Genomic DNA, 26,290 nt, shown 5'->3' with positions numbered 1-26,290 from the left:
CGGCCCGCGCCTGCGGGAACAGCCCCCGACCGTCAGATGAATCAATGGAGTGGATGCCCGGATCCGGCGGTGACCCGGGAAAGCGCACGCGCGACTACGTCGGAAATGTAACTTTTGGGACGGGGCGATGGATGCGACGGGCGACACTGGCGCCGGCCTGGGGACTGACCGAGGCGGAGGCGCAGGAGCGGCAGCGCCGGGGTGAGGCGAACACCTCGGTGCAGGGTGGCTCGCGCACGTACGGCGAGATCCTGCGGACGAACGTCTTCTCCTTCTTCAACCTGATCCTGTTCGCGATCGGGGCGGCGTTGCTGACCCTGGAGCGGTACAGCGACGCGCTGGTCAGCGTCGGGCTCGGCCTGATCAACGCGGTGATCAGCGCGGCACAGGAGATCCGGGCGAAGCGCAAACTGGACCGGTTGCAGCTGCTCGACCGGGCGAACGTGCTGGTCATCCGGGACGGGCGGGAGGTCGAGATCGTCCCGGAGCTGGTGGTGCGCGGCGACGTGCTGCACGTCCGGCCCGGTGACCAGATCGTGGTGGACGGGCCGCTGCTCGACGGCGGCCGGCTGGAGGCCGACGAGTCGCTGCTCACCGGCGAGAGCGACCCGGTGGTGAAACACCCCGGCGACGAACTGCGGTCGGGCAGCGTGTGCGTGGCCGGCGACGGGCACCAGCAGGCCCGGGACGTGGGCCCGCACAGCTACGCCGGCCGGCTGACCGCGGAGGCCCGGCGTTCCACCACCGACAAGACGCCGTTGCAGCGGCGCATCGAGTTCATCGTGCGGCTCGTCATGGTGCTGACCGCGCTGATGAGCGGGGCGATCCTGGCGCAGGCGGCGATCGAGGGCTTCAGCGTGCTGCGGGTCGTGCAGATCACCGCGGTGCTGTCCGGCCTGGTCCCGTACGGCCTCTTCTTCCTCATCGCCCTCGCCTACACGGCCGGCGCCGTCCGGATCGCCCGGTACGGCGCCCTCGTGCAGCAGGTGAACGCCGTCGAGTCGGTCAGCAACGTGGACGTGGTCTGCACCGACAAGACCGGCACCCTGACCACCGGGCAGCTCACGCTCGACGAGGTCGTGCCGCTCGGCGGTCACGAGTACGGGGAGGTGGCGACCGCGCTCGGCAGCCTCGCCCACAACACGACGACGCCGAACCTGACCGCGCTGGCCCTGGCCGCGGCGCTGCCCGGCGACCCGTGGGAGGTCCGCGACGAGGTGCCGTTCTCCTCGGCGTCCCGCTGGTCGGGCCTGGTCGCCGCGGAGGGCACATGGGTGCTCGGTGCCCCCGACGCCCTGGCACCCCACCTGGTCCGGCCGGCGCCCGCCGATCAGGTCGCCGAACGCGCCGGCGCCGGCCTGCGGGTGCTGCTGCTGGCCCGGGCGGCGCAACCCGCCGGCGCCGAACCGCTGCCGGCTGCCAGCGAAGCCGGTACGGGACTGCGGCCTGCCGGCGAAGCCGGTACGGGACTGCGGGACGACGCCGGGCGGCCGGAACTGCCGTCGCTGGAACCGATCGCGCTGGTCGCGCTCGCCGACGAGCTGCGCGACGACGTGATCGCCACGGTTCGCCGGTTCGGCGAGGAGGGTGTCGCGCTCAAGGTGCTCTCCGGCGACGACCCGCGTACCGTCGCCGCGATCGCCCGCCGCGCCGGGATCGACGCGGGCGAGCCCGTGCCGGGTGCCGCGATCGACGGCCTCGGCGACGCCGCCCTGGACGCCCTGGTGGGCCGGACCACCGTGTTCGGCCGGGTGGCGCCGGAGCACAAGGAACGGATCGTCAGGTCGTTGCGGCGGCAGGGCCGGTACGTCGCGATGATCGGGGACGGCGTCAACGACGCGCGGGCGCTGAAGCAGGCGCACATCGGGGTGGCCATGCGCAGCGGCAGCGCGGTGACCCGGGACGTCGCCGACATCGTGCTGGTCGACGACTCGTTCGCGGCGCTGCCGCCGGCCCAGCTGGAAGGCCGTAAGATCATCAACGGGATCGGGATCTCGCTCTACGTCTTCCTGGCCCGGGTGGTCAGTCAGGGCCTGGTGATCCTCACCGTGACCATGCTGGGGCTCGGCTTCCCGTACTCGCCGACACAGGTCGGGCTCACCATGTTCACCGTCGGCGTGCCCACGGTGTTCCTCACGTTCTGGGCCGGCGCGAACCGGCCGGACCCGTTCCTGCTGCGCAACCTGGTGCGGTTCGTGGTGCCGGCCTCGGTGGTGACGGCGACGTTCGGGGCGGCCGTCTACACCGCCCTCTACGAGATCGTGGTGAAAGGGTTCAGCCACGGGCGGCGGACGCCACACGAGATCATCGCGGAGTTCGAAAGCTACACCGGCCTGACGTACGGCATCGACGCGGACTTCACCACGGCCTCCGCGACGATCATGGCGCAGACCGGGCTGTCGACGTTCTTCTGCTTCGCCTCGTTCGGCCTGATCCTGTTCCTGGCGCCGCGGTCGAGGTTTTTCGCCGCGTGGACCGCGCCGACCGGGGACACCCGGCCGGCGCTGCTGGTGCTCGGCTTGTGCGCGGTGTTCAGCGCGGTGCTGTGCGTCCCGGTGTTCTGGCAGTACTTCGGGCTGATCGGGCCGTCCCGCCCGGTCTTCTTCGTCGTGCTGCCCGCCCTGCTGATCTGGTACGGCACGCTGACGGTCGTGTTCCGGGTACGCCTCTTCGACCGCCTGCTCGGCCTGGACGACCCGCCCTGCCCGTGACCGGTCTCCGCTCAGGCGTCGTGGCGCAGCACCCACACCGGCAGTGGGTCCCGGAACGAGGCGGTGACCTGCCAGCCGGCCTTCTCGTACATCCGCACGTTGCCCTCCGTGGAGGTCTCCAGGACCGCCGGCAGCCTGTCCTCGGCGGCCCGGCGCAGGCCGGCGGCCATCAGGGTGTGGCCCCAGCGGCGGCCGGTCCAGTCCGGGTGGGTGCCGAGAACACCGAGATACCAGTACGGTTCCTGCGGCAGCACGGCGTGCAGGGCGACGTCGTACGCCTTCATCCGTGACCGCTCCGCCTCCGGAAGCTCAAGCTCCCCCGCGGGGGCCGCCGCACCGGGCTCCGCGGGAGGCTCCCAGATCGCGACGGCGGCGCCGTCCCCGATGGTCCAGATCGCGTTGCGGTGCACCCGCTTGTCGAAGAGGTGACCGAAGAAGGCGGCGGCGTGCCGGGGGTAGGTCGCGTCGTCCGGGAACAGGTAGCGCAGCACCGGGTCGGCGGGGAACGCGGCGACGAGCGACTCGACGATCCGGTTGCGGTGGGCCGGTGTGGCGAGGGAGATCTCGGCGGAAGTCACGAGATCGCACTGTAGCGCCACCCCTAAGGCATCCTAGGAGGCTAGGATTGAGCTGACGATCGAGGGCGGTCCGGTGAGCCGCACCCGGGCGGCACCCCGCCGGGGTCCACCGTCGCAACGCCGGCTCGGGACCTTGGGGATGTCAGCCGACCGAAAGGATCCCGCATGCCCCAGTCGAGCTACGAGGCGACCTCTCTCGATGTGCTGGTCGACAGCCGTACCGAGATGGTCAGCACCCTGCTTGCCGCCAGCGCGCCGGTGCGCGACGAGTTGCAGGCGGTGGTCGACGACGTCGCGGCCCGCCTGAACGCGCCCGTCGCCGCCCTGAACCTGGTCCGCGACGACGCGGTCCTGTTCGCGGCCGCCACGGGCGTCACCGGGTGGATCGCCGAGTGCGGCGGGGTCCCGGCCGGCTGGTCGGTGTGCCCGCGCGTGGTGAACCCGGACAAACCGCTGCTCGTGGGTGACCTGCACGCCGAGAGCTGGGGCCCGTTCCGCCCGGCCGCCCTGTACGGCAACATTCGCGCGTACGCCGGCGTGCCGCTGCGGGTCGGCGGCACGGTGGTCGGCACGCTCTGTGCCTTCGCCGCCGCCCCGAACGCGTTCGACGAGCGCGCGGTGGCGGTGCTCGAGGACCGCGGACACCACGCGGTCCGACTGCTGGACCGCTGACCACGACACCATCCGATCGCCCGTGACCTCACCAGGTCCCGGGCGATCGGCGTTCTGCCCATTCGGAGACGCCACGGCGGGCGACCTCGATAGCGTGTCGGTGAGACGTTTTCCGCGGGGAGCTGGGGTCAGACGATGTGGCAGCCGACAGAACGACAGGGTCCGGTCGTCCTGCTGGTGGAGGACGACGAGGACCTGCGCGAGGTGACCACCCGGATGCTGGAGTTACGGGGTTTCTCGGTGCTGGCCGCGGAGGACCCGGTGAACGCGATGATGAAGTGCCGCGTGCATGACGGCCCGATCGACATCCTGCTCACCGACCTGGGTCTGCCCGGCGTCTCCGGCGGGGAGTTGTCGCGCTCCGCGGCGGCGGTGCGGCCGAGCATGAAAGTGGTGTACGTGTCCGGCCTGCCGGAGGCGACAGCGGTCAAGAAGGGCCTGATCGAGGCCGGGTCGCCGTTCGTCACCAAGCCGTACACCGCGGACGTGCTGGCCGGCATGCTCCGCACCGTGCTGGCGCAGGGCTCGGCCTCGGCGGGGCGATAGCAACAGTCCGGACGACAGCGAACGGCCGGACAGCAGCACCGTCCGGAAAGCAGCCGACCTGCAACGGAGCGTAACCGTTCGGCTATCAAAACCGGGACAGCAGCACCCGATACGTATGGCACGAGGCTGCCAAGCTGGGCGGGCTCCCGAACGTGGGGACATCGCTGTGGAGATCTTCAAGCTTCTCGCCTCGTACCTGCGCTCCACCAGCAAGCCGAACGAAGGTGCCACCGCTGTCGAGTACTCGCTGCTCGCCGCCCTCATCGCCGGCGCCCTGATCATCATCATCCAGGCTCTGCGCGCCGACATCGCCGCGATGTTCGGCAAGCTCATGGACGTCATCTGAGCTGCGCCTTCCCCCGCCCTGAATCGGCGCTGACCCGGCGCGCTCGCAGGCTCAATTTCCGGTGGCGCTCCGGAACCTCAGTTGCCGGCGGCGTGACCGTGTCGCCAGTACCCGATGAAGTCGATGTTCTGCTTCGGCACCTGACGTTCGCCGACCAGGTGCCGGCGGCCGCCGGTGACCAGCGCCGACTCACCGACCAGGTAGGCGTAGACGCTGCCGGCCGGCAGGTCGGCCGCGAGCAGCGTGGACAGGGCCAGCTGCCCGGGCCGGCTGCCGGCGCCGTCGCGCGGCACCCAGGTCAGCTGGACCCCGGGCGGCACCCGGAAGTCCTGCTTGTCGGCGGACGCCGGCAACTCCACGATCGCGACACCCCGGGCGTCGTCCGGCAGCGACTCGCAGATGCCGGCGACCGCGGGCAGGCCGGTCTCGTCCGCGACCAGCAGCGTCCAGTCGTGGTCGCCGCGCGGGTTGTAGCCGCAGCCCTGATCGAGCAGGCCGACCTGCTCCCCGGGCCGGGCGTTCAGCGCGAACATGCTGGCCGGGCCGCTGTGACCGTCGTCGTCCACATGCACCACGAAGTCGACGTCGAGCGCGCCCGGCCGGTGCGCGCGGACCGTGTAGTTCCGGACGAACGGCCGTTTCTGCTTGGCGGTCGCCAGGTACTGCGCGTACCAGAGGCCGGACGTGCGGGTCGGCAGCTTCAGACTGTCCTGGCCGGGGCGGGCCAGGAACAGCCGGAACCACTGGTCGAAGCCGAGCGGCGTGAACTTCTCCAGCCCCTCGCCGCCGAACGTCACCCGGACCACGTTCGGCGAGACCCGCTCGGTGCCGGTGACCTCGAGCATCAGCACGTGCGGGTCGATCGGCTTGCGGATCTTGTAGTTCGACATCGGGCGGACCTCCGGGGCGGCGGAGAAGTAAGGCTAGCCTAACCATCGAACCATGGGGCAGCCTGTGCGCGGCATCGGGGGTCACGAATGCCCCGCCGGGCGGGTATCGGCGATGTCCTTGCATGCGGACGCGCCGGGACACCGCAGAATGACGGGATGAGCCGGGTGCTTCTGTTGCGCGGGATGGGCGTACTCCTGGCCCTGATTCTGATCCTGGCGCTTGCGTGGTCCCTGCAGCGCAAGCTGATCTACTTCCCGGAGCGTACGCCGCCGCCCCTCCCGCCCGGCGCGACCGCCGTGACGTTGCGGACCGCGGACGGGCTGCGGCTGAGCGCGTGGTTGCTCGAACCGCCGCCGGGTACGCCGGACCGCGCGCTCGCCGCCCTCGTCGCGCACGGCAACGGCGGCAACCTGGCCGGCCGGATGCCACTCGGTACCGCGCTCGCCGGACTCGGACTGACCGTGCTGCTGCTCGAATACCGCGGGTACGGCGGCAACCCCGGCTCCCCCACCGAAACCGGCCTGGCCGCCGACGCGGACGCCGCGCAGTCCTACCTGGCGGCGCTCGGCAAGCCGATCATCTACTACGGCGAGAGTCTCGGCGCGGCCGTCGTCACCGCGCTGGCGGTCCGGCGCCCACCGGCCGGGCTGGTGTTGCGGTCACCGTTCCGCTCCTTGGCCGCGGCCGGCGGCGAACACTATCCGTGGCTGCCGGTGGGCCTGCTGCTGCGTGATCGCTACCCGGTGACGTCACTGATCTCCCAGGTGACGGCGCCGACGGTCGTGATCTACGGTACGGCGGACTCGGTGGTGCCGGCCGCCCAGAGCGCCGACGTGGCGTCGCGGGCGGCCCGCCTGATCCACGAGGAGGTGGTGGAGGCGGCCGACCACAACGATCGCGTCCTGCTCGACGGCCGCCCCATCCTCGACGCCGTCCGTTCCCTCCTGACCGTCCTCCCCCACTGACCCTCCCCACCCGCGCCCGGCTGTCACGCACGGCTGCCCACCCCGCCCAGCCGTCACCCACGGCCGCCCCAGCCGCCCGGCTGTCACCGGGGGCCGCTCTACCCGCCGCACAACAGCCATACGTGACAGCCAGACCGGGGCAGCTGTCACCCACGGCTGCTCCGCCGGCCGCGGGACAGCCATACGTGACAGCCGAGCGGGAGCTGTCACCCACGGCTGCCCCAGCCGCCCGGCTGTCACCCACGGCTGCTCTACCCTCCGCTCGACAGCCGTGGGTGACAGCCAGACCGGGGCGGCTGCTCTACCCACGGCTGCCTTGCCGGCCGCGGGACAGCCATACGTGACAGCCGAGCGAGGGTGGCTGTCACGCACGGCTGCTTTACCGGCCGCGGGACAGCCGTACGTGACAGCCGGGGCGGGGGTGGCTGTCACGCACGGCTGGGTTTCGGGGCCTGGGGCAGCCGCGGGCTACGGCTGGGAGGGGCGGGTGCGGTGGGACAGTTCGGCGGACAGCAGGGCTACTGTGCGGCGCGGCGTGCGGAACAGGTCGTCGGCGGCGAACCGGAGCACGGACCAGCCGGCCAGCCGCAGGGCGTTCACCCGCGCGATGTCCCGCCGGTACCGGTCACGATCGCGGTGGTGATCACCCTCGTACTCCGCGGCCACCCGAGCCGCCGGCCAGCCCAGGTCCACCCGCGCGATCAGGCGGCCACGCGAGTCGAGCACCTCGTACTGGGGTTGCGGCACCGGCAGGCCCGCATCGTGGAAGAGCAACCGCATCCGCGTCTCCATCGGCGATTCGGCGCGCGGGTCCGTGAGCCGCAGTATCTCGTCGAGTTGGGCGGTGCGCGGCCAGTGCCGGCGTTCGCGGGCGAGGCCGGCCACTGCCGCAAGGTCCAGCCCGGTGCGCGACATCGCGTCCAGGGCCACCAGCGCGTCGCCGCGGCGCAACCGGCGGCCGAGGTCGAAAGCCGTCCGCTCCGGCGTGGTCACCGGCACCACCACCGGCGGGCGGGACGCGGTGGGGTCGGGCAGGGGGATCGTGGTGCGGTCGGCGGGGGCGAGGACGGTGTGGTGCGGGACTACGGCGCTGCCCCGGTGCACTCGCCGGGTGCGTGGGGTGGCCACGGACACCGGCGCGTCGGGGTGGATCAGTTCGGCGCCCCACAGGTAGGCGGCGCTGAGGCCGGCGATCACGGCACCGGGTGGCAGGGTGAGTGCTACGGCGGCGCATCGGACGTGGTGGTCGAGGGGTACGTCACGGTGCAGGTAGACGTCCGGCAGCAGCCGGCGCCACCGGGCGCCACGCAGCTGGGCGCGGGTGAGCAGGCCGGACCGGATCGCCTCGGAACCGCGGAACGGGTGGGGCATCCGGCCAGCATCGCGCGACCAGGCACGACCAGGCGGATCACCCTGTGGACAGAGCGCAACCCGGGACGGTGAAGGCGGACCGCCCTGTGGACAGAGCGCAACCCGGGACGGTGAAGGCGGACCGCCCTGTGGACAGAGCGCGACCCAGAACGATCCAGAACGATCAAGGCGGACCGCTCCTGTGGAAGAGCGCGTCCGGGCGGTTGATTAGCCTGTCCTAACCATGACTGAGAACCTGCTCCTGCGCGCCGTCAAGCGCCATCGCGTACGCCTCGGCGGCGGCGTCGCGCTGCTCTGCCTGCATCAAGCCACCGAGGCGATGGTGCCGGTGGCGATCGGCGTGGTCATCGACCGGGCTGTCGCCACGTCCGACACCGGTGCGCTCGTCGCGTCGCTGGCGGGGCTTGTCGCGCTGTTCACGGTGCTGGCGATGGCGTGGCGGTTCGGGTCGCGGCTGGGGTTCGGGGCTGCCGAGCGGGAAGCGCATCTGCTCCGGGTGGAGATCGCCGAGAAGGCGCTGGATCCGCGCGGGCAGCGTACCGGGCTGCGGGACGGTGAGCTGCTCAGCATCGCGTCCGGGGACACCGAGCAGGCGGTGCAGGGGGTACGGGCGGTCGGGCTGGCCGCGGCGGCGTGCACCGCCCTGCTCGTCTCGGCGGTGGCGCTGCTGGTCATCGATCCGCCGCTCGGTGCCGGGGTGCTGGTGGGCGTACCCCTGGTGCTTCTGGCTCTGCAGCGCCTGGCGCCGCTGCTGACCCGCCGCAGTGACGCCCAGCAGGCGGCCCTGGCGCAGACCACGGCGCTCGCGGTGGACCTGGTCACCGGCTTGCGTGTGCTGCGGGGCATCGGGGCGCAGCATCACGCGGCGCGACGGTACGCGGACGCCAGCGAGCACACCCTGACGCAGACGCTGCGCACCGCGAACACGAAGGGCCTGCACCTGGGCCTGACGACCGCGGTGAACGGGTTGCTGCTGGCGGCGATCACCGGGGTGGCCGGCTGGCTGGCGCTGCGCGGCGAGATCACCGTCGGTGAGCTGGTCGCGGTGGTGGGGCTGGCGCAGTTCATCGCCGAGCCGGTGCAGACGCTGGGCTGGTGCGTGCAGCTGTTCGCGACCGCGCGGGCCTCGTCGGGGCGGGTGGTCCGGGTCCTTCAGGCGCCGCCGGCGATCCGGCCCGGCGACGCGGGCGTTCCGGTGCCGGCGGAGCAGCGGGTCGTTCTCGACGGCATCGGGTACGGGGGCCTCGACCAGTTCGGGCTCCGCGTCGAAGCCGGTGAGATGCTGGGCGTGGTCGCGTACGACGCCCGGGACGCGGAGGCCCTGCTGGACCTGCTGGCCGGCAATGTGGACCGGTCGGCGTACCGCGGCACGGTCCTCGTTGACGGCGTACCGGCGGAGACGCTCGACCCGGCGGCCGCCCGGGGTGTGGTGCTGGTGGAGCAGCACCACGTGACCCTGTTCGAGGGGACGCTGCGGGAGAACCTGGGCGGTGCCGACGACGCCGTCCTGCACGCCGCCGTGCACGCGGCCGCCGCCGACGACGTGCTCACCGGCGGCCTCGACCAGGCCCTGACCGAGCGGGGCGCGAACCTCTCCGGCGGGCAGCGGCAGCGGGTGGCGCTGGCCCGGGCGCTGGCGGCGGATCCGCCGGTGCTGGTCCTGCACGACCCGACCACGGCGGTCGACGCGGTCACCGAGGCGCTTGTCGCGGACCGGCTCGCGGAAACCCGGCAGCGGGCGCCGCGCGGCACGATCGTGATCACCAGCAGTCCGGCGCTGCTCAAAGCCGCGAACCGAGTGGCCGTGCTGGACGGCGGCCGGGTGGTCGCCGAGGGAACCCACGACGAGATGGTCGCGGCCGAGCCGCGCTACCGGGAGATGGTGCTGCGATGAGCCGGCCGCTGCTGCCGACCGCGACCCCGCGGGAGACCTGGGCGGCGACGCGCGCCGAGTTCGCCCGGCTGCCGGGGCTGACCACCGCCGCGGTGGCGCTGCTGGTCGGCGCGTCCGCCACCGGCCTGGTCGCCCCGTGGGTGCTGGGCCGGCTGGTCGACGACGTGATAGCCGGCGCCGGCACCGAGCAGATCCTGTACCGGGTCGCGGTGATCGCGGCGGCCGCGGTCGCCGGTGGCCTGCTGACCGCGGCCGGTGCGGCCGCCGCGGCCCGGCTCGGTGAGACGGTGCTGGCCCGGCTGCGGGAACGTGTCGTGGACCGGGCCCTGCACCTGCCGTCCGCCACCCTGGAGCGGACCGGCACCGGCGACCTGGTGGCCCGGACCGGCGACGACGTGGCAGTGGTGGCGAACGCGATCACCGGCGGTGGCCCGATGTTCGTCGGCGCGCTGCTCTCCATCGTGCTGACCGCGGCCGGCCTGTTCGCCCTGGACTGGCGGCTCGGGCTGGCCGGCCTGGCGGCGGCACCCGGGTACGCGCTGGCGCTGCGCTGGTACCTGCCCCGCTCGATGCCGTACTACGTGCGGGAACGGGTCGCGTCGTCGGAACGGGCGCAGGCGATGGCGGGGGCGTTGCAGGGTGCCGCGACGGTCCGGGCGTACCGGCGGGAACGCGAGCAGGTCGCGCACATCGACGAGCGGTCGGCGGCGACCCGGGACCTGGCCTTGGACGTGTTCACGCTCTACACCCGGTTCAGTTCGCGGATCAACGCCGCCGAGCTGATCGGGCTGTCGGCCGTGCTGATCGCCGGGTTCCTGCTGGTCCGCGACGGCTCGGCGACGGTCGGGGCGGCCACCGCGGCGGCGCTCTACTTCCACCGGCTGTTCAACCCGATCGGCCTGCTGCTGATGGAGGCGGACACCGTGCTGCAGGCCGGCGCGAGCCTGGCCCGCCTGGTCGGCGTGGCCTCGCTGCCGCAACTGCCCGCACCGGCCGCCGTCCGGCCGGCGTCCGGCGTCCTCGAGGTGACCGTCGCCGAGCACCGGTACGAGGACGGCCCGGTGGTGCTCGCCGGTGTCACGCTGACCGTGCGGCCCGGCGAGCGGGTCGCCCTGGTCGGGGCGAGCGGCGCCGGCAAGACCACCCTGGCCGCCATCGCCGCCGGGATCATCACGCCGGCCGACGGCTCGGTCCGCCTCGGCGGTGTTTCCCTGGGCGAGCTCGGCGAGAACGCCACCCGCCGCCGGATCGCGCTGGTCAGCCAGGAGGTGCACGTCTTCGCCGGTCCGCTCGCCGACGATCTGCGGCTGGCCCGGCCGGAGGCGGGCGACGCGGAGCTGACCGCGGCGCTGGAGGCGGTCGGCGCGGGTGGCTGGCTGAAGGCCCTGCCGGACGGCCTCGCCACCCACGTCGGTGAGGGCGGGCATCGGCTCACCGCCGCGCAGGCCCAGCAGCTGGCCCTGGCCCGGCTGGTGCTGGCGGATCCGGAGGTGGCCGTCCTGGACGAGGCGACCGCCGAGGCGGGCAGTGCCGGCGCCCGGGACCTGGAACGCGCCGCGCTCGCCGCCACCGAGGGCCGGACCACCCTGATCGTCGCGCATCGGCTCACCCAGGCCGCCGCCGCGGACCGGATCCTGGTGCTGGACGGGGGCCGGGTGGCCGAGGAGGGCAGCCATGCGGAGTTGCTGGCGGCCGGTGGCCGGTACGCCCGCCTCTGGCAGGCCTGGCGCCCGGCGTGACCCGGGCTGCGAACCGGCCGGCAGCGGCCGCGGGCGGCGACCGGCTCGAAGCAGGCAGCGAACCCGCCGGCAGCGGCCGCGCGGCCGCGCGCGGCTTGAAGCAGGCGCCGCCGCCGCTCAGCGGTCGTGGAAACCCGGGAGCGGTCCGGTCGGCAGCCCGAAGTGGGCGGCCCGGGTGACCGCCTCCCGGCGGCGGTTGGCGCCGAGCTTGCGGTAGATCGACCGCATGTGCGCCTTGATCGTGTTGACCGAGACGCCCAGTTCGGCGGCGATCTCGCCGGCGGTGAGCTCGGACGGCAGGTATCGCAGCACCTCGGACTCCCGCGCGCTCAGCGGCTCGGGCGGCGTCCCGGCCGGCGCATGCCGCAGATGCTCGGCGCCGAGGACCCGGAAGGGCCGGCTTATCCCGTCCGGCTCGGCCAGCACGACGGCCCGGGCACCGGCCGCCGCCGCGCCGCCGGGGTCGCCCCGGGACTCCGCCAGCCGGGCGAGGACCAGCCAGGCGGAGACCGCGGCGAGCGGGTCGGTCCCGGTGGCGGCCCGGGTCAGCAGGTCGGTCGCGGCGGGTGTGTCGCCGAGCGCCAGGTGGGCACGGCCGAGGACGACGTGTTCCGCGGGTGCCGGGTCGGCCACTTCCCGGAGCCGGTCCAACACCCGCCCGGGTTCGCCGGCGGCCAGGTCGATCTCGCATGCCACGGTGTCGAGCCAGCGTTCGAGCAGGGGCGCCCGCAGCGGCGGAGCCGCTTCGTCGCGGGCCTGGCGCAGCGCCGCCGCGGCCGCCGCGTGGTCGCGGCCGGCGAGCGCCAGATGGGCCCGGACCAGGACCGACACCACGGCCAGGGTGGCCTCCGGCGGGTCCGACTCGGAGTGCCGGGCGTGGCGGAGCACGGCCTGCGCCTGCACCAGATGGTCGCGTTCCACCTCGATCAGGGCGAGCACGAGATATGCCGGGGTGGCCTGCACGGTGCCGGTGGCACCGAGCCGGTCGGCCTCGTGGTAGGCCGCGCACGCCCGCCGTTCGGCCTCGCCCAGGGTGCCGTCGAAGCACGCCAGCAGCGCCAGGTGCCCTTCCGCGGTGACCGCGGTGAGCGGCATGCCCAGCTCCCGGGCCTCGGCCTGGCCGACGGTCAGGTGCTGCCGCGCCTCCGCGAACCGGAGCATCCAGATCAGCGCCTGCCCCTTGCTGACCTTCGCGATCGCGCTGACGTACGGCGCGATCGGCAGGATCCGCGGGTCGGCGTGACCCATCCGCTCCAGGATGCCGCCGGCCGCCGCCGCCATGGCCGGCATGTCACCGGTGACCCGCGGCACGGCCGTCGTCTCGATCACGTCCAGCACCGTATCGACGGCCAGGCGGTCGGCCGCCGGCCGGCCGGCCAGCAGTTCCCGGGCCCGGCCGAGCACCCGCGGCAGGCCGCGGAAGTCGCCGTCGGCGAGCGCCGCCAGCGCGGCGCAGACGGCGAACTCCGGGGTGGTGCGCAACAGTTCCGGCGGGATCCGCCGGATCGCCTCGATCAGGGTCCGCCGATGAGGCGAGAGGCCCAGGCCCGGTGCCAGGGTGACGACCAGGTGGCTCAGGTACGCCCAGTCCCCCGCGTCGGCGGCGTGCCGCAACGCCTCCGGGGCCATCCGTGCCCCGGCGTACCAGCGCGCGGCCCGGGCGTGCAGCGCCGGCACCTCGCCGGGCGCCTCCCGGCCCAGCATGCGGCGCAGCTCCGCCCGCAACTGCCCGTGCAGCCGGGCGCCGTCGACCAGGCCGGTGTCCCGCCGCAGGACGGACAGGATCCGCCGGCTCCCGGTGCCCTCGGTCAGCGCGTCGGCGAGTTCCGGGATCACCTCCTCGACGATGCTGGTGCACATCAGGAACCGGCGTACCGCCGCGCTCTGCCCGGCGATCACCTCCCGGGCCAGGTAGTCGCCGATCACCTCGCCCGGGTCGGCGCCGTGCGTCCCGGCGGCCAGGCGCACCCCCAGCGGCCATCCCTCGGCCAGCGCGGCCACCTCGGTGACCGGGAAGCCAGGCCGGAGCAGCCCGGCCAGCGCGGCCGTCTCGTGGTCGTCGAAGCGCAGGTCGGCGGCGCTGATCGGGAGCAGCCCGCCGGTCGAGCCGGGCACGGCCAGGGGCAGTTCCGGCCCGGTCCGGCTCAGCAGCACGAGGCGCAGCCCGGCCGGCTGCCGGCGGATCAGCCCGGCGAGCACCGCCAGCGCCGGCGACCCGTCGACAACCTGGAGGTCGTCGAGGACCAGCGAGACGGGGCGGCCGAACCCGGCGGCGAGCCGGCGCAGCCCGGCCTCGTCCGGGACGTTCCCGGACCGGCCGGGCACCGCGGCCGGCGGGAACGCGGCCCGCAGCGCCGCGGCGACGTCCGAGCAGAAGATCGGGACGCGCCGGTGCCGTTCGCGCAGCGTCAGCCAGGCCACCCGGTGCTGCGGCCCCGCGGCCCAGCCGGCGACGAGGGTGGTCTTGCCCCACCCCGGTCCGGCCTGGACGGACGTGACCGCCCGCTGCGCCCCCTCGTCGAGCAGGCGGTGCAGGCGCGGGCGGATCAGATGCGGCTCCGCGACGGGCAGCCGATCCGTGGAACTCATGGTCACCCCGTCCTCGGGTCGGAGCGCTTCCGGGCGCCGGGCCGGCGGCACAGTGCGTCATCCTCGCATCACGCAGGCCCGGCCACCGTCAGCAAAGCGTCACCGGCGCTCGGCGGGGAGCTCACGCGTAGTACGGCTCGGTAGGCGGTGGCCGGCGCTGTCCCCTGCCGAGCAGGTGCATGGCCCAGGCTCATGACGCCAGACTCGTCGCGCGCCGGCCGCCGGGCATCCTTCGCGCCGGGTGATTTCATCCGGCACCGGCGCGCCTACCGTCGGCGCTGCGGAGGTGAGCCCATGGCGGGACGGATCGCGTCGGATCAGGACCTGCACGAGTTCCTGCTCTACCTGGGCAGCGCGCTCACCGCGGCCGGCGAGGCGGTCAACCGGATCCAGGAGCATCTACTGCTGGTGGCCACCGCGTACGGCGCTCCGCAGGCCCGGATCAGCGTCTTCCCGACGTTCCTGGTGGTGTCGCTGGAACCGGGCCTGCCGGTGACCCAGGAACCGGCCCGGCAACTGGGCGGCGGGCTGCGGCTGGATCAGACCGCCGCGCTGTACCGGTTGCTGCGGTCGGCCGAGCATGGCGCGATCGACCCGGCCGACGGTGCCCGGCAGGTCCTGGACCTGGTCGCGATGCCGGCCCGTTTCGGCCCGGTGGTCCGGGTCCTCGGGCACGCCGTGCTGACCGTCGGCGTCTGCATGATCCTCCTGCCGACCGGGGAGGACCTGCTGCTGGCGGGCCTCTTCGGCATCCTGGTCGGCGTCTTCAAGCTGACCGGCCGCCGCTGGCCCAGTCTGCAGATGCTGATGCCGGTGATCGCCGCGTTCACGGTCGCCTCGATCACCTTTCTGCTGGCCCGGTCCGGCTGGGTCGACGCGGACCTGCGGGCCATGGTGGCGCCGCTGGCGACGTTCCTGCCCGGCGCGATGCTGACGATGGCGGTGGTGGAGCTCTCCGCGTACGAGATGGTCACCGGAGCCAGCCGCCTGGTTGCCGGGATCATGCAGTTGCTGCTGCTGACGTTCGGGCTGATCGGGGCGGCGCAGGCGGTCGGGGTGCCACCGCCGGAGGCTGGTGCGGCGGTCGCTGTCGCCGGGATCGGCTGGTGGGGGCCGTGGGCCGGCACGCTGCTCGTCGGTCTCGGCAACTACCTGATGCTGGCCGGCCCGCCCCGGTCGCTGGGCTGGCTCTGCCTGGTGCTGCTCGCCGGCTGGACCGGCCAGTACCTGGGCAACCTGGTGTTCGGCGGGTACCTGAGCGGTTTCGTCGGCGCGCTGGTCCTCACCGTCGTCGCGTACCTCGTGGAGCGGCGGCCCACCGGGCCGCCGGCCCTGGTCTCGTTCCTGCCCGGCTTCTGGCTGCTGGTGCCGGGCGCACTCACCCTGATCGGGATGACCGAGTACCTGGGACAGGACCCGGTGCGCGGCGGCGAGGACCTGACCGCCGCGGGCGCCTCGATGCTCGCGGTCGCGCTCGGCGTGCTCTGCGGCCACCCGCTCTACCGGGGCCTCGCCCGCGGCCTGCGGCGGATCCCGTGACCGGACCGGGCTCCCGGTACGAAGATTCACCCCGTGGAACCGCCGGTCATCCCCACGGGGTGAGGCGCGATCGGGCTCGGCAGCCGAGGCTGGAACACGTCCGGTGCACCCGCGCACGGCCCAGGGGGATCGCCGCATGCAGAGCCGGCTTCGTCTCGGGGGGCAACCGGTCCAGCCGGTGCTGCTGATGTTCCCGCTCGGGCTCTTCGCCATGGCGGTCATCTTCGACGTGGCACACCTGCTGGGCGCGCCGGCACTGTTCGGCACGCTGGCCTTCCTGAATCTGATCGCCGGGCTGGCCGGCGGCCTGCTCGCGGCACTGGCCGGCGGGTACGAGGCGTTCGCCGCCCGGGGGCCGCGGGCGGCCCGGGCCGCCTTCCTCAGCTTGCTGCTCGACACCGGTGTGCTGATCTTCTTCGCGGTGCTCACCCTGCTGCGGGTGCGCAGCCCGGGCCGGGTGGCGGAGGCCGGGCTGGTCGTCATGGAGCTGCTCGGCCTGGCGGCCGCGATCTTCAGCACCTGGTACGGCGGCCGGTTCACCGAGACCCGGTCGGGCACACCGAGCGGGTCCGGCACACCGGGGCCGGACCCGCTTCGCGTGTGTTTCAGGCGGGCACCGTACGCGCGCCGCGCAGTCCCGCGATCGCGCTGACCATCAGGAGCAGGCCGACGAAGACGATCGTCGTCGCGCCGAGGAACAGGAACGCGGTGAGGCCGATACCGGGCCACACCAGGATCGCGATGCCGGCCAGCACCGTCACGATGCCCAGCCCGATCCGCCAGCCGCCGGCCTCCCGGCCGGAACCGAGCGAGACGAAGATCTCGGCGAGGCCGTCCAGCATCCAGCCGATCGCGACCAGGACCAGCAGCAGCGACAGCGAGGCGACGATGTTGCGCAGGCAGAGCAGGCCGACGATTGCGACCAGCAGGCTGAGCAGGATGCCGAGCACCCGGTAGAGCACCGGATGGTTCGGCGCGTAGAAGAGCAGCAGCAGCGTCCGGGTGACCCCCATCAGCAGCAGGTTCAGTCCGAACAGGAAACCGATGACCCGCAGGGTCGCGGACGGCCAGGCGAACGCGACGACGCCGACCACGACGGCGAGGACGCCGAGGACGAGCCGGGCCCAGTGCCAGGAACGCGAGTGGTCCATCACCACACCTCGCTTCCGGGCGCGGCAGATGTACGGGTGTCCGACATTCCGGTGCTCCCTTCACAGTTCTTTCGTCGACTCCTGACCCGGGCCCTGCCAGGCCCGGGGCCGCCACTTGTCCACCACCTTCGCCACCGCGGTGACCAGGAAGAGCTGACCGGTGAGCGCCTCCAGGACGGCGAGGCTCTGCGCCGGGTTGCCGGACGGGACGAGGTCGCCGTACCCGGTGGTGGTCATCGTGACGAAGCTGAAGAACAGCGCGTCGGCGAGTTGCGGGTCGCCCTCGGCGCCGAACAGCGGGCCCGGTTGCAGCACCGCCAGGCACTCGTAGGCGAACCCGAACGACATGCCGATCAGCAGGTACGCGGCGAGTGCCCCGAGCAGCGTCTGCCGGTCCACCACGGGTCGCCAGCCCAGGTCCCGCACGATCGGAACCGGCGCCAGCAGGTAGAGCGCACTGGCCGCCAGGAACGTCCAGCCGACGAGCGGCGACTCCCGGACGAGCAGGCCGACCACCGCCGTCACCAGGGCGAGCAGGAAGACCAGCGCCGCGACGGGACGGCTCATCGGCGTACGGTGTCCGGCGGCGCCCCCGGGTCCTCGTCCGGCGGCAGCCGGCGCACCTCGATGAGCCGCAGCCCGAGCCCGTGGATCCGGGAGATCAGGCCGACCACCGCCGACTGGTCGGGCAGCGAGCCGTGCAGCACCGTCTCCGGCGGCTCCATGCTCACGGTGAGGCCCGGCAGCTCGGCGAGCACCTCCGCGGGGATCTCCCCGGAGACTCGCAGCTGGTACGTCGCGTCGGGCATCAGCTGCCCCTCCCTCTCCGAGTGGTCATCCGGTGAACCTGCCGCTCCGTCGGCGATCGGCCTCCATCAGGGCGGTCTCCATCGGCCCGGGCACCACTGAGCTTCCACTGCCGCAGCGGGTCGGTGCGGCGGCGCTCGAAGCGGTGCGCCTGCACCTCCTGGGTGACGCTGAAGTACAGCTTCACCAGGATCGTGCCCTGCCGGACCAGGTCCTTCTCGAAACCGGTCACGCCGCGGAGGAAGTCCCGGTACTCCTTGCGGGTGCAGAAGCCGAACACCCGCTCGACCATCGCGCGGTTGTACCAGCTCCGGTCGAACAGCACCATCTCGCCGCCGGCCGGGAACTGCGCCACGTACCGCTGGAAGTACCACTGCGTACGCTGCTCCGCGGTCGGCCGGCCCAGCGCGACGACCTGGTAGTGCTTCTCGTTCATGAACCGGGTGACCCGGCGGATGGTGCCGCCCTTGCCGGCCGCGTCCCGCCCCTCGAAGAGCACGATCATGCGAAGTTGCTCCGCCTCGAGGTGCCTCTGCAGCTTCAGCAGCTCGACCTGCCAGGGGCGCAGATCCCGTTCCGCCTTGAGCCCCATCGGCCCTCCTCGCCTCGCCGGTGGTGCCAGCCTGCGCCGATGCGGGCGGTGGCACGTCACCCCGCAGGGATGAGGAAGCCCGGGGCGGTCGGCGGCACGATCGCCCCATGACTAGAAACCCCGGGCTTCTCACCGCGATCCTGGCGGCGGCGGTCCTCGGCACCGGCGGCTGCGCGGCTTCCGAACCGGAAGCCCCGGCGGTGTGCGAGAGCTTCGCGACCGTGCAGAACACGGTGACCCAGATCCGCAACACCAACGTCTCGGAGAACGGGCTGGTCGCGGTCCGGCCGTACGTCGCCGAGCTCCTCAGCCAGCTCAACCAGCTCGTCCTGGACGCGAAGGCGCAGTTCCAGCCGCAGGCCGACCAGCTCCGCGTGTCCGTCGACCAGCTCTCCGCCAGTGTGGAGTCCGCGAGCGCCGATCCGGGCGCCGCCACCCTCGCCACCGTGCGCACGGCGGTGGCCTCGGTCCGCACCAGCGCCCAGGCCCTGCGTGACGCGATCGGCGGTACCTGCTGATGGAGGTCGAGGAGAGCCGAGCCACCGCCTGGGTGGGCGTCGTGCTGTTCGGCGGCATCGCCCTGGTCCTGCTCGGCACCGTGCACCTCACCATGGGGTCGCTGGCCCTGGGTGATCCCGAGATCCTGGCCGGCACCCGGGGGGACCTGCTGCTGCCGGTCTCGCTGACCCTGCTCGGCTGGCTGCACATGGCGATCGGCGCGCTCGCCGTTATCACCGGCGTCGCCCTGTTCGTCGGCCGGCTCTGGGCCCGGATCGTGGCGTTCCAGCTGGCCCTGCTCATCGCGCTTGTCGACTTCCTGTTCCTGGCCGCGCACCCGACCTGGTCGGGCATCGGGCTGATGCTGGCCGTCGCCGTGATGTGGGCGGTGGCCAGGCACGGCGCCGAGGTGGCGGACGCGCAGGGTCAGTGATCCTCCACCGCCTGGACGACCTGCACCGGCGGCACGCCGGGCCGGCCTTCGTCTGGGCGGTGGCCCGCAAATACCTCGACGACCGCGGCGCCCGTGAGGCCGCGCTGATCACCTATTACGGGTTCCTGAGCCTCTTCCCGGCCCTGCTGCTCGGCGCGGCGATCGTGACCGAGGTGCTGGCCGGGCGGCCGGAGCTGCGGCAGAAACTGGTGGCCGCGATCGTGCCGCCGCGGCTGCGGCCCGGTGTCGAGGCGGGCATGGTGGAGATGTCGCAGTCCTCCGCCGCGTGGGTCGCCGGTGCGCTCGGGCTCGTCTGGTCCGGGACCGGGGTGGTGTTCTCCGTGTACGAGACGCTCAACCACGTCGCCGCGGTGCCGTTCCGCGAGCGCGGGGTGCTCTCCCGGTACGCCCCGGGTGGTCGCCGGCCTGGCGGTGATCCTGACCGGGTCGGTCGCGATCGGTGCGCTGGCCGTCGCGGCCGCCCAGGTGCCGGTACTGCCGTGGCTGTCCCGCACCGGCGCGCTGCTCGGCTCCGCCCTGGCCGCGTTCCTGGTGCTGCTGGCCCTGGCCCGGCTCCTGCTGGCCCGCCCGGCGCCGCTGCGCGCACTCTGGCCGGCCGCCGTCCTGGGCGCGGTGGCGGTCACCACGACCGTCGAGCTGGGCACCTCGATGCTGCCCGAACTGGTGCGGCGGACCGGCCGGGTCTACGGCGCGTTCGCCGGCGTGGCGGGCGGAACGCACACCGGGCGATCAGGTCCGCTACCGCCGGCGCGGCTCCCCCGGGTGAAGGGTGTCCGGATCGGCGGGCGCCGGTCGGGCCGGGCTGACACGCGGCAGGAAGGCCGCGGCCGCCAGGCCGATCACCCCGGCGCCGGCCAGTCACGCTCCACCGGCGGGCCGCGCAGCCGCCCCCGGTCGTCCACCCAGATCGGGGTCCGTTCCCCGGGCCGGCCGGTCGCCTCGACCGGCACGGGACCGCTGCGCGGCATGCCGTCCGGCGCGGTCCACCGCGCCGGGGCGGTGTAGGGCGCGGTGTACGAGCCACCTCCGGCCGCCGGTTCCGGCATGCCCACCAGCTCGGCGCCGGCGCACCGGCCAGGAACGCCATCACGATCGTGAAGAGCATCAGACTCTCGATCCGGTCCGAACGCCGGCGCAGCGGATTGCCCATGGCGACGAGCATCGCGAGAACGGGCGTCGCCGTACCCATTCGCAGCGGGTGATTCATCCGCGCCGGACGAGGACCGCGGGCGGCGGCCGGTGGACGCTGAGGCCATGGCACTCGGGGTCCGCCTCACGCACGACAACCAGGAAGCGACAGCGGCCGGCATCTACGGCCTGATCGTCGGCGCCGCCGTGCTCGTCGCCGCGCATCCCAAGACCGCCACGGCGGCGGTGGTCGCCGAGGTGGTGACGCTGACCATCTACTGGGCGGCCGAGCGGTACGCCCGGATCATGGCCGAGCGCATCCACGAGGGACACCGGCCGACCTGGCACACCGTCCGCCAGCAGTTGACCACCGGCTGGGAGATCGTCACCGCGTCCGCGCTGCCGCTGCTGGTCCTGGTGGTGGCCCGGCTGGTCGGCACCCGGCTGATCACCGCGGAACTGCTGTCGCTGACCTGCACCACGGTGCTGCTCTGCGTGGCCGGCTGGCGGATGGGCGCGGCCGGCAACTTCACCGCGTGGGAGCGGACGCTGTCCACCGTGATCGCCGGCATGTTCGGTGTCGCGCTCGTCGCCCTCAAGACGCTGCTGCACTGACCGTCACCACCCGCCCGGTGCTCCAGCGACCGTCCCGGAAGTGCCGTTCCCGCACCTCCGTCGCGTCCGGGCGCACGCTGATCAGGCTCCACGAGCAGCCGATGCCCTGCCGGGTGCGCCGGCTGACCGCGGTGCCCGCGACCACGAAGACCGGGCCGCCCGGCACCGGGACCCGGACGTCCGGCACGTGGGTGTGCCCGGCCAGCACCAGGTCGACGCCTGCCGCGCGGATCGCGTGCAGCAGCCGGTCCCGGCCGAGGAGCCGGACGGTGCCGCGGGCCAGCGGCGGGTGATGGAGCGCCAGCAGCCGCAGGTCACCCCGGGGCGCGCCGCCGAGCACCCGGACCACCGCGGCGGCCTGCCGGGCGGTCACCCGCCCGTTCTTCCAGCGCCACCGCGGCATCGATTGCAGACCCAGGGCGGTGAGGCCCGGGACCCGGCGATCCGGTTCCAGGTCCGGGTCCATCCAGGTCCGATACCGGGCGTACGGGCGGAGCAGCCGCCGCCAGCTCATCAGCGGCAGGTCGTGGTTGCCGGTGACGACGAGCAGCGGGCCGGGCAGCCGGTCGAGCAGGTCCCGGGCCAGGCGGAACTCCCCGGTCCGGGCCCGCATGGTGCTGTCCCCGGTCACCACGGTCAGGGCCGGCCGGAACCGGGCGACGTCGGCAGCCACGCTCGCCACCGCCCGCCGGTCGTGCGCACCCAGATGCAGGTCGGAGAGGTGCGCCACGACCACCGGGTCCCTCGTCATCCGGCTGCGGCGATCAGGGCACGGCGGGCTCGAAGTGGCCGAGCTCGTCGTCACCCTTCTGAATCACCCCGTAGCTGGACTCCGGCACCGGCTGCCACGCGCCCTCCAGGTCGCCGAGCGGCTCGGAGACCACCAGCCGGGTCTCGTCGGAGAGCCGGGCCAGCTGCCGGTTCTCCGGGTACAGCTTGTGCAGGGCACTCGTCGCGGTGCTGTAGAACAGCGACCGGCTGTGTCCCTCGCTGGAGTACCTGACACACCAGATCCGGTCGCCGTCGGTGGTCGCCACGGTCATCTGCAGCGGGTACGGCACCCCGTAGGCGCGGCCGACCGACTCGACAAGCCCGGCCATCCGCTCCACCGCGGCCACCGGCCGGTCCCGCAGGCCGAACGTCAGCGCCAGGTAGAACATCACCTCGGAGTCGGTGGAGCCGACCATGGACGGGTAGAGCTCCGGGTCGACGGCGAGGACCAGGTCCCGCCGCAGCCGGGAGAAGTCGCGGATCGCGCCGTTGTGCTGCCACAGCCAGTTCTGGTAGCGAAACGGATGGCAGTTGGTCTGCTGCACCGCCGTGCCGGTGCTGGCCCGGATGTGCGCCAGGAAGATCGGTGAGACGGTGGACCGGGCGATCTCCCGCAGGTTCGCGTCGCTCCAGGCCGGCCCGGTGCCGCGGAGCAGCGCGGGCTCAGCCGGGCCGTCGATCGGGTACCAACCCACCCCGAAGCCGTCGCCGTTCGTCGTCTCCACGCCGAGCCGGGAGTGCATGCTCTGGTCGATGAGCGAGAAGCGCGGCTTGTAGATGAGCTCCTCGAGCCGGATCGGGGTACCGGAATAGGCCAGCCAGCGGCACATGAAGGCTCCTTCCACGACGGAAAGCCCCAGCCTGCGGTCCCGGCCCGGCCGCCAGGCTCATCCCGGACGGATGAGGTCCCGGTCCGCGGGCCGGCAGCCGGTCTCCGCCAGCGCCCGGCAGAGCAGCCGGTGCACCGCGTCCGCGCCGACCAGTTCGGCCGGCACCCGCCAGGACCGCGGGTGGATCAGCACCGGCCGGCTCTGCCAGCCGCCCAGCCCGCCGTGACAGCCGATCAGGTCCTCGAACGCGGCCACCTCCCGTACCTCCGGGTCCCAGCAACTGTTGATCACCAGGTCGCCGGTGTTCGCGAGGCCGTCGTGCCGGCGCAGGTCCCGGCGGCGTGCGGGCCGAAGCCGAGCAGCGGGTCGCGTCCCGTCACATGGCCGTCCCGCAGCCGGCGGCGGCCGGCGCCGCCCAGCACCACGGCGCCGTGCTCGCGGGATCGGACCAGCACCCAGCCGATGCCGGGGTGCCCGGTGAGCCCGTCGAGCAGGCCCGGATGCCGCTCCTCGATCTCCTCCAGGGTCACCCGGCCGGGCAGCCGGGCCAGGTAGACGAGCGACAGGTTCCCGGAGGACGCCACGACGATCTCCGGCCGGGCCGAGCTGTTCGGGCTGTCCGGCCGGTCCGGCCGGGCTTCCGGGTCTCGTTCGGCCTCCACGTCCGGCTCGGGCTCCGGGTCCGGCCCGGCGGTCAGGTCCGTGCGCAGCGCCCGCGCCCGGCCCTCCTGCTCGTCGTCCCGTGTCGCCACCACCGGGACACCGGCGGTCAGCCGCCCGATCAGCTCCTCCAGCCGCACGCCGTACCGCTGCGCGAACGTGGCGCCCTGACTCTGCCCATGATCGGAGAGAACTACGAAGAGGTACGGCCGGGGCGCCGCCGTGGCCACCCGCTCCAGCGTGGCCAGCACACCGTCGATGCCCTCCAGGGCGGCGAGCGCCTCCGGCCGGGCCGGGCCGGCATGGTGCGCGATCTCGTCATAGTCGACAAAGTCGCAGAAGATCGACGGTGACCCGCGCATCATGTGCTCGGCCACGATAGCCAGATTGAGGTGCCGCAGCAGCACGTTGGTGGCGCCGCGCAGCAGCACGTACCAGCCGCCGCGGCGCATCCGGGGGTGCACGTCGCGCAGCCGCTGCCGCCGGGCCTGGTACAGCTCCTTGACGATCTCGCCGACGGTCAGGACCAGCGACCGGGTCAGGCCGAACGGGTCGAGCAGGTACGTGCTGAGGTAACCGGACGGCCCCCGCGACCCGGCCGTGCTCATGGTCAGCAGCGAGGTGCCGGCGTCACCGGAGAAGACGTTGCTGACGCTCACGCCGCCACCGGCCAGCAGGCCCCGGCCGTCGGAGCAGCGGGACTCGACCAGGGCGCTGTCCTTCGGGCGGTTCGTCACGACGAGGCGGCCGGTCGTCTTCTCGTACCACCGGAAAGCCGGCACCTGATCGCTCGCGCCGTGCAGCAACCCGGCCTGGCTGGCCGGCGTCGTCGCCGGCAGCTGCGCGTGCCACTCGGTGAGCGTGTGGCTGCCGTCGCGCAACCAGCGGCCCAGCGTGGGCAGGTTGCCCGCCTCGAGCGCCCACCGGGCCAGCGGCGCCGACAGCCCGTCGATCTGGATCATGACAACGCCCGGCGTCGCGGTCCGCGGGACGGTGCTCCGGAAACGCCGGTTGACCCGCAGCAGGTGCTCGGTGACCGTGCCCGCCTGCCCCGCGGTGATCGCCCAGAGGCCGACGCTGACCAGTGCCGCGACGAGCCAGGACGCCCAGAACGCCGGCCAGAACCCGGCCACGTGCACGCCCGGGACCGCTCGCCGCGGTGATGCCCGGCAGCAGAACGACGGCGAAACCCAGCGCCGCACCGGTGGGACCCGCTGTGACCAGCGTGGACAGGACCGGGACGGCGCGGGTCGTCGAGGGCATGCGGCAAGTGCCGGCGGCGCCCCGGGGCCGTACGCCATCCGCAGCGGATGATGCCCGCCCCCGGCCGCGTCGCCCACCATGGCGGGGTGACCGAGCCCGACCGCAGCCTCACGCCCGGCGGCGTGCTCGCCGCGGTGCCCCGGCGGCTGCGGCCCGGCGCGGCCCTGATCCTCGGCAACCGGGCCGGGGCGCTGCTGCTGCGCACCGCGGGCGAGCTGATCCGGGTGCAGATCTTCGACCGGGCGATGACCCTCGCCGCGCAGGCCTTCACCTCGATCATCCCGCTGCTCATCATGTTCGGCGCGGTGGTCGGCCACCGGGCCCGGGACCAGTTCGACGGGATCCTGCAGGTGCCGGACAGCAGCGCCCGGCTCATCGACGACGCGCTCAGCGGCAGCCGCAGCAACGCGTTCGGCGTGGCCGGCAGCCTCGTCGTGATCATTTCGGCGACCGGCCTGGCCCGGGCGCTGACCCGCTCCTACCGGGCGATCTGGTCGGAACGCGGCCGCCGGGGCGGCCCGGCGGCCACCGTCTGGCAGATCGGCACCGTCCTGCTGCTGGCGCTCTTCCTGATCGGCGGCCGGCTCGTCGGGTGGCTCACCGGCCTGCTGCCCGCACCGCAGGTCACCGGGGCCGTGCTGACGTTCGTGACCGACTTCGCGCTGGCCGCGCTGCTGCCCCGGATCCTGCTCGGCCCCGGGCTCCCCCGCGCCCGGCTGCTGCTGTCCGCAGCGATCTTCGGTGCCGCCATGGTCGGCGTCCGGGCGGTGGGCTCGATCTACCTGCCGCGGGCGCTGCAGGCCAGCGCCGACCGGTACGGGACGATCGGGCTGGCCTTCACATACATCGGCTGGCTCTATGTTCTCTCGTTCTGCCTGCTGCTGTGCGCGGTGGCCGGCAGCGTGCTGACCGCCCGCCCGGACCCGCCCTGAGCCGCACCCCCCCTGCCCCGCCCATCCAGCGCCGCCCGGCATCCGACGCCGCCCCGCCGCACCCAGGGCCCCGCCGCACCCAGGGCCCCGCCGCACCCAGGGCCCCGCCGCACCCAGGGCCCCGCCGCACCCGGGCCCCCGCCCCGCCGCACCCGGGCCCCGGCGCGCCGCACCCAAGCCCCGGCCCGCCGCACCCGAGCCCCGCCTCCCGGGCCTGCGCTGTGGTGATCACGCCCCGCTGCCGGCGCTTGATGTCCTCGAGTATTGCCATGCGAGCGAGGTTGCGCCGTGCTCGCCGAGATCGCCACGCGGTCTGTGGAGAGTTAGAGAATGTGGACAACGCCTGCGTGGAGTCTGGTGGGTGTTATAGGCCCCACTGCCAACCACAAACCCCGTCGCGCCCTCCCCACCGCACTCCAAGATCGCAGCGTGGGGCAGGTGAGGCGGCGCACGCCATGGACGGCAGCGCCGGGCATCGATCACGGTCCCGCACCCCTCCCCAGCCACAGACCTCAGCGACGGAAGGTGCGGCAGCCGGGAACGGCATAGTGCACAAAACGGCCGCACCCGGCCCTACCTGCGCCTGGGGAGCGCTGTGGGGCCGGGACCGCTGCGTCCATGACCGGTGGTCTGGAGCGGGCGCAGGTCACCACCGCCCGTACTCCCCAGGGCGCACGCGCCCCGCCGGTCTACGAGCGCGGATGACGGCCTGCGGAGGCGTTCGTGGTGTCTGAGCGGGGTCATAGCG

26 protein-coding genes and 1 pseudogene are annotated in these 26,290 nt (G+C 73.6%); 15 read left to right on the top strand and 12 right to left on the bottom strand.

Features of this window, described 5'->3' with window-relative positions; all coding sequences use genetic code 11:
• Positions 1 to 131 precede the first annotated feature (131 nt).
• Positions 132 to 2,711, top strand: a complete 2,580-nt coding sequence (locus LPA41_RS39220) for an HAD-IC family P-type ATPase (RefSeq protein WP_229076567.1) — start codon at positions 132 to 134, stop codon at positions 2,709 to 2,711.
• Positions 2,712 to 2,722: 11 nt separating this feature from the next.
• Here LPA41_RS39220 and LPA41_RS39215 read toward each other — a convergent pair whose 3' ends face one another.
• Entirely contained in the window at positions 2,723 to 3,289 is a 567-nt protein-coding gene (locus LPA41_RS39215; RefSeq protein ID WP_229076566.1) for an N-acetyltransferase, read from the bottom strand.
• Between the two features lie 165 nt (positions 3,290 to 3,454).
• Between LPA41_RS39215 and LPA41_RS39210 the strand changes: the two genes are divergently transcribed.
• The 3 genes from LPA41_RS39210 (at position 3,455) to LPA41_RS39200 (ending at position 4,853) form a co-directional block, all read left to right on the top strand.
• Positions 3,455 to 3,961, top strand: coding sequence for a GAF domain-containing protein (locus tag LPA41_RS39210; protein ID WP_229076565.1), 507 nt, complete (start codon positions 3,455 to 3,457; stop codon positions 3,959 to 3,961).
• Positions 3,962 to 4,096: 135 nt separating this feature from the next.
• Entirely contained in the window at positions 4,097 to 4,507 is a 411-nt protein-coding gene (locus tag LPA41_RS39205; protein ID WP_229076564.1) for a response regulator, read from the top strand.
• A 166-nt stretch (positions 4,508 to 4,673) separates the two neighbouring features.
• Entirely contained in the window at positions 4,674 to 4,853 is a 180-nt protein-coding gene (locus LPA41_RS39200) for a Flp family type IVb pilin (protein ID WP_229076563.1), read from the top strand.
• 77 nt (positions 4,854 to 4,930) lie between these two features.
• Here the strand turns inward: LPA41_RS39200 and LPA41_RS39195 are convergent, their stop codons facing one another.
• Positions 4,931 to 5,743, bottom strand: a complete 813-nt coding sequence (locus LPA41_RS39195) for a siderophore-interacting protein (protein ID WP_229076562.1) — start codon at positions 5,741 to 5,743, stop codon at positions 4,931 to 4,933.
• A gap of 156 nt (positions 5,744 to 5,899) precedes the next feature.
• On the opposite strand from LPA41_RS39195, the gene LPA41_RS39190 reads away from it, so the two are divergent.
• Complete coding sequence (locus LPA41_RS39190; protein ID WP_229076561.1) at positions 5,900 to 6,709, top strand: alpha/beta hydrolase; 810 nt, start codon at positions 5,900 to 5,902, stop codon at positions 6,707 to 6,709.
• A gap of 468 nt (positions 6,710 to 7,177) precedes the next feature.
• Here the strand turns inward: LPA41_RS39190 and LPA41_RS39185 are convergent, their stop codons facing one another.
• Positions 7,178 to 8,080 carry a DUF559 domain-containing protein gene (locus LPA41_RS39185; protein WP_229076560.1) on the bottom strand — a complete coding sequence of 301 codons (903 nt, stop codon included), beginning with the start codon at positions 8,078 to 8,080 and terminating at the stop codon, positions 7,178 to 7,180.
• A 223-nt stretch (positions 8,081 to 8,303) separates the two neighbouring features.
• On the opposite strand from LPA41_RS39185, the gene LPA41_RS39180 reads away from it, so the two are divergent.
• Positions 8,304 to 9,974: an ABC transporter ATP-binding protein gene (locus tag LPA41_RS39180; protein WP_229076559.1), complete on the top strand. Its 1,671-nt coding sequence runs from the start codon at positions 8,304 to 8,306 to the stop codon at positions 9,972 to 9,974.
• Positions 9,971 to 11,713: an ABC transporter ATP-binding protein gene (locus LPA41_RS39175; RefSeq protein WP_229076558.1), complete on the top strand. Its 1,743-nt coding sequence runs from the start codon at positions 9,971 to 9,973 to the stop codon at positions 11,711 to 11,713. The genes LPA41_RS39180 and LPA41_RS39175 overlap by 4 nt, the downstream gene beginning before the upstream one ends.
• A 117-nt stretch (positions 11,714 to 11,830) precedes the next feature.
• Here LPA41_RS39175 and LPA41_RS39170 read toward each other — a convergent pair whose 3' ends face one another.
• Complete coding sequence (locus tag LPA41_RS39170) at positions 11,831 to 14,302, bottom strand: LuxR C-terminal-related transcriptional regulator (RefSeq protein ID WP_229076557.1); 2,472 nt, start codon at positions 14,300 to 14,302, stop codon at positions 11,831 to 11,833.
• A 294-nt stretch (positions 14,303 to 14,596) separates the two neighbouring features.
• Between LPA41_RS39170 and LPA41_RS39165 the strand changes: the two genes are divergently transcribed.
• Both LPA41_RS39165 and LPA41_RS39160 read left to right on the top strand, forming a co-directional pair.
• Positions 14,597 to 15,841: a threonine/serine exporter ThrE family protein gene (locus tag LPA41_RS39165; protein ID WP_229076556.1), complete on the top strand. Its 1,245-nt coding sequence runs from the start codon at positions 14,597 to 14,599 to the stop codon at positions 15,839 to 15,841.
• Between the two features lie 136 nt (positions 15,842 to 15,977).
• On the top strand, positions 15,978 to 16,493 hold the full coding sequence (locus LPA41_RS39160) for a DUF2231 domain-containing protein (RefSeq protein WP_229076555.1): 516 nt from the start codon (positions 15,978 to 15,980) through the stop codon (positions 16,491 to 16,493).
• On the opposite strand, the gene LPA41_RS39155 is transcribed toward LPA41_RS39160, so the two are convergent.
• The 4 genes from LPA41_RS39155 to LPA41_RS39140 are packed head-to-tail and all read right to left on the bottom strand — an operon-like array spanning position 16,447 to position 18,391.
• Positions 16,447 to 16,992 carry a DUF308 domain-containing protein gene (locus LPA41_RS39155; protein ID WP_229076554.1) on the bottom strand — a complete coding sequence of 182 codons (546 nt, stop codon included), beginning with the start codon at positions 16,990 to 16,992 and terminating at the stop codon, positions 16,447 to 16,449. The two genes, LPA41_RS39160 and LPA41_RS39155, sit on opposite strands and share 47 nt — an antisense overlap.
• A 60-nt stretch (positions 16,993 to 17,052) precedes the next feature.
• Positions 17,053 to 17,559, bottom strand: coding sequence for a potassium channel family protein (locus LPA41_RS39150; protein ID WP_229076553.1), 507 nt, complete (start codon positions 17,557 to 17,559; stop codon positions 17,053 to 17,055).
• On the bottom strand, positions 17,556 to 17,801 hold the full coding sequence (locus LPA41_RS39145; protein ID WP_229076552.1) for a hypothetical protein: 246 nt from the start codon (positions 17,799 to 17,801) through the stop codon (positions 17,556 to 17,558). The genes LPA41_RS39150 and LPA41_RS39145 overlap by 4 nt, the downstream gene beginning before the upstream one ends.
• Positions 17,801 to 18,391: a hypothetical protein gene (locus LPA41_RS39140; RefSeq protein WP_229076551.1), complete on the bottom strand. Its 591-nt coding sequence runs from the start codon at positions 18,389 to 18,391 to the stop codon at positions 17,801 to 17,803. Before LPA41_RS39140 ends, LPA41_RS39145 begins: the two co-directional genes overlap by 1 nt.
• 107 nt (positions 18,392 to 18,498) lie before the next feature.
• On the opposite strand from LPA41_RS39140, the gene LPA41_RS39135 reads away from it, so the two are divergent.
• The 5 genes and pseudogenes from LPA41_RS39135 to LPA41_RS39115 all read left to right on the top strand — a co-directional run bounded on the left by LPA41_RS39135 (position 18,499) and on the right by LPA41_RS39115 (position 21,086).
• Positions 18,499 to 18,909, top strand: a complete 411-nt coding sequence (locus tag LPA41_RS39135) for a hypothetical protein (RefSeq protein WP_229076550.1) — start codon at positions 18,499 to 18,501, stop codon at positions 18,907 to 18,909.
• On the top strand, positions 18,909 to 19,322 hold the full coding sequence (locus tag LPA41_RS39130; RefSeq protein WP_229076549.1) for a hypothetical protein: 414 nt from the start codon (positions 18,909 to 18,911) through the stop codon (positions 19,320 to 19,322). The genes LPA41_RS39135 and LPA41_RS39130 overlap by 1 nt, the downstream gene beginning before the upstream one ends.
• Positions 19,271 to 19,654, top strand: a pseudogene (locus tag LPA41_RS43160) (YhjD/YihY/BrkB family envelope integrity protein); the annotation flags it as partial. The gene LPA41_RS39130 and the pseudogene LPA41_RS43160, both read left to right, overlap by 52 nt.
• 82 nt (positions 19,655 to 19,736) lie before the next feature.
• Positions 19,737 to 20,348: a hypothetical protein gene (locus tag LPA41_RS43155; protein ID WP_229076586.1), complete on the top strand. Its 612-nt coding sequence runs from the start codon at positions 19,737 to 19,739 to the stop codon at positions 20,346 to 20,348.
• A gap of 249 nt (positions 20,349 to 20,597) precedes the next feature.
• Positions 20,598 to 21,086, top strand: a complete 489-nt coding sequence (locus tag LPA41_RS39115) for a hypothetical protein (protein ID WP_229076548.1) — start codon at positions 20,598 to 20,600, stop codon at positions 21,084 to 21,086.
• Here LPA41_RS39115 and LPA41_RS39110 read toward each other — a convergent pair.
• From LPA41_RS39110 to LPA41_RS39095, 4 genes are read right to left on the bottom strand one after another with little or no spacing between them, the layout of a single operon-like run.
• Positions 21,067 to 21,837, bottom strand: a complete 771-nt coding sequence (locus tag LPA41_RS39110; RefSeq protein WP_229076547.1) for a metallophosphoesterase — start codon at positions 21,835 to 21,837, stop codon at positions 21,067 to 21,069. The two genes, LPA41_RS39115 and LPA41_RS39110, sit on opposite strands and share 20 nt — an antisense overlap.
• 13 nt (positions 21,838 to 21,850) lie before the next feature.
• Positions 21,851 to 22,687, bottom strand: coding sequence for a class II glutamine amidotransferase (locus LPA41_RS39105; protein WP_229076546.1), 837 nt, complete (start codon positions 22,685 to 22,687; stop codon positions 21,851 to 21,853).
• A gap of 57 nt (positions 22,688 to 22,744) precedes the next feature.
• Positions 22,745 to 22,978, bottom strand: coding sequence for a hypothetical protein (locus LPA41_RS39100; protein WP_229076545.1), 234 nt, complete (start codon positions 22,976 to 22,978; stop codon positions 22,745 to 22,747).
• Complete coding sequence (locus LPA41_RS39095; protein WP_229076544.1) at positions 22,975 to 24,486, bottom strand: alkaline phosphatase family protein; 1,512 nt, start codon at positions 24,484 to 24,486, stop codon at positions 22,975 to 22,977. The genes LPA41_RS39100 and LPA41_RS39095 overlap by 4 nt, the downstream gene beginning before the upstream one ends.
• Positions 24,487 to 24,696: 210 nt before the next feature.
• Between LPA41_RS39095 and LPA41_RS39090 the strand changes: the two genes are divergently transcribed.
• Entirely contained in the window at positions 24,697 to 25,542 is an 846-nt protein-coding gene (locus LPA41_RS39090; RefSeq protein ID WP_229076543.1) for a YhjD/YihY/BrkB family envelope integrity protein, read from the top strand.
• Positions 25,543 to 26,290: the final 748 nt, after the last annotated feature.

The organism is Actinoplanes sp. DH11 (genome assembly GCF_020873875.1).
Classification (GTDB): Bacteria; Actinomycetota; Actinomycetes; order Mycobacteriales; family Micromonosporaceae; genus Actinoplanes.
Note: the sequence above shows the minus strand (reverse complement) of the source record. Positions and strands in the feature narration are given on the sequence as shown.

Bases quoted from the DNA above. Each gene is read 5' to 3' on its own strand.
- LPA41_RS39220 (WP_229076567.1), top strand. From the start codon at position 132: ATGCGACGGGCGACACTGGCGCCGGCCTGGGGACTGACCGAGGCGGAG.
- LPA41_RS39210 (WP_229076565.1), top strand. From the start codon at position 3,455: ATGCCCCAGTCGAGCTACGAGGCGACCTCTCTCGATGTGCTGGTCGAC.
- LPA41_RS39205 (WP_229076564.1), top strand. From the start codon at position 4,097: ATGTGGCAGCCGACAGAACGACAGGGTCCGGTCGTCCTGCTGGTGGAG.
- LPA41_RS39195 (WP_229076562.1), bottom strand. From the start codon at position 5,743: ATGTCGAACTACAAGATCCGCAAGCCGATCGACCCGCACGTGCTGATG.
- LPA41_RS39190 (WP_229076561.1), top strand. From the start codon at position 5,900: ATGAGCCGGGTGCTTCTGTTGCGCGGGATGGGCGTACTCCTGGCCCTG.
- LPA41_RS39185 (WP_229076560.1), bottom strand. From the start codon at position 8,080: ATGCCCCACCCGTTCCGCGGTTCCGAGGCGATCCGGTCCGGCCTGCTC.
- LPA41_RS39180 (WP_229076559.1), top strand. From the start codon at position 8,304: ATGACTGAGAACCTGCTCCTGCGCGCCGTCAAGCGCCATCGCGTACGC.
- LPA41_RS39175 (WP_229076558.1), top strand. From the start codon at position 9,971: ATGAGCCGGCCGCTGCTGCCGACCGCGACCCCGCGGGAGACCTGGGCG.
- LPA41_RS39170 (WP_229076557.1), bottom strand. From the start codon at position 14,302: ATGAGTTCCACGGATCGGCTGCCCGTCGCGGAGCCGCATCTGATCCGC.
- LPA41_RS39165 (WP_229076556.1), top strand. From the start codon at position 14,597: ATGGCGGGACGGATCGCGTCGGATCAGGACCTGCACGAGTTCCTGCTC.
- LPA41_RS39160 (WP_229076555.1), top strand. From the start codon at position 15,978: ATGCAGAGCCGGCTTCGTCTCGGGGGGCAACCGGTCCAGCCGGTGCTG.
- LPA41_RS39155 (WP_229076554.1), bottom strand. From the start codon at position 16,992: ATGGACCACTCGCGTTCCTGGCACTGGGCCCGGCTCGTCCTCGGCGTC.
- LPA41_RS39150 (WP_229076553.1), bottom strand. From the start codon at position 17,559: ATGAGCCGTCCCGTCGCGGCGCTGGTCTTCCTGCTCGCCCTGGTGACG.
- LPA41_RS39145 (WP_229076552.1), bottom strand. From the start codon at position 17,801: ATGCCCGACGCGACGTACCAGCTGCGAGTCTCCGGGGAGATCCCCGCG.
- LPA41_RS39140 (WP_229076551.1), bottom strand. From the start codon at position 18,391: ATGGGGCTCAAGGCGGAACGGGATCTGCGCCCCTGGCAGGTCGAGCTG.
- LPA41_RS39135 (WP_229076550.1), top strand. From the start codon at position 18,499: ATGACTAGAAACCCCGGGCTTCTCACCGCGATCCTGGCGGCGGCGGTC.
- LPA41_RS39130 (WP_229076549.1), top strand. From the start codon at position 18,909: ATGGAGGTCGAGGAGAGCCGAGCCACCGCCTGGGTGGGCGTCGTGCTG.
- LPA41_RS39115 (WP_229076548.1), top strand. From the start codon at position 20,598: ATGGCACTCGGGGTCCGCCTCACGCACGACAACCAGGAAGCGACAGCG.
- LPA41_RS39110 (WP_229076547.1), bottom strand. From the start codon at position 21,837: ATGACGAGGGACCCGGTGGTCGTGGCGCACCTCTCCGACCTGCATCTG.
- LPA41_RS39105 (WP_229076546.1), bottom strand. From the start codon at position 22,687: ATGTGCCGCTGGCTGGCCTATTCCGGTACCCCGATCCGGCTCGAGGAG.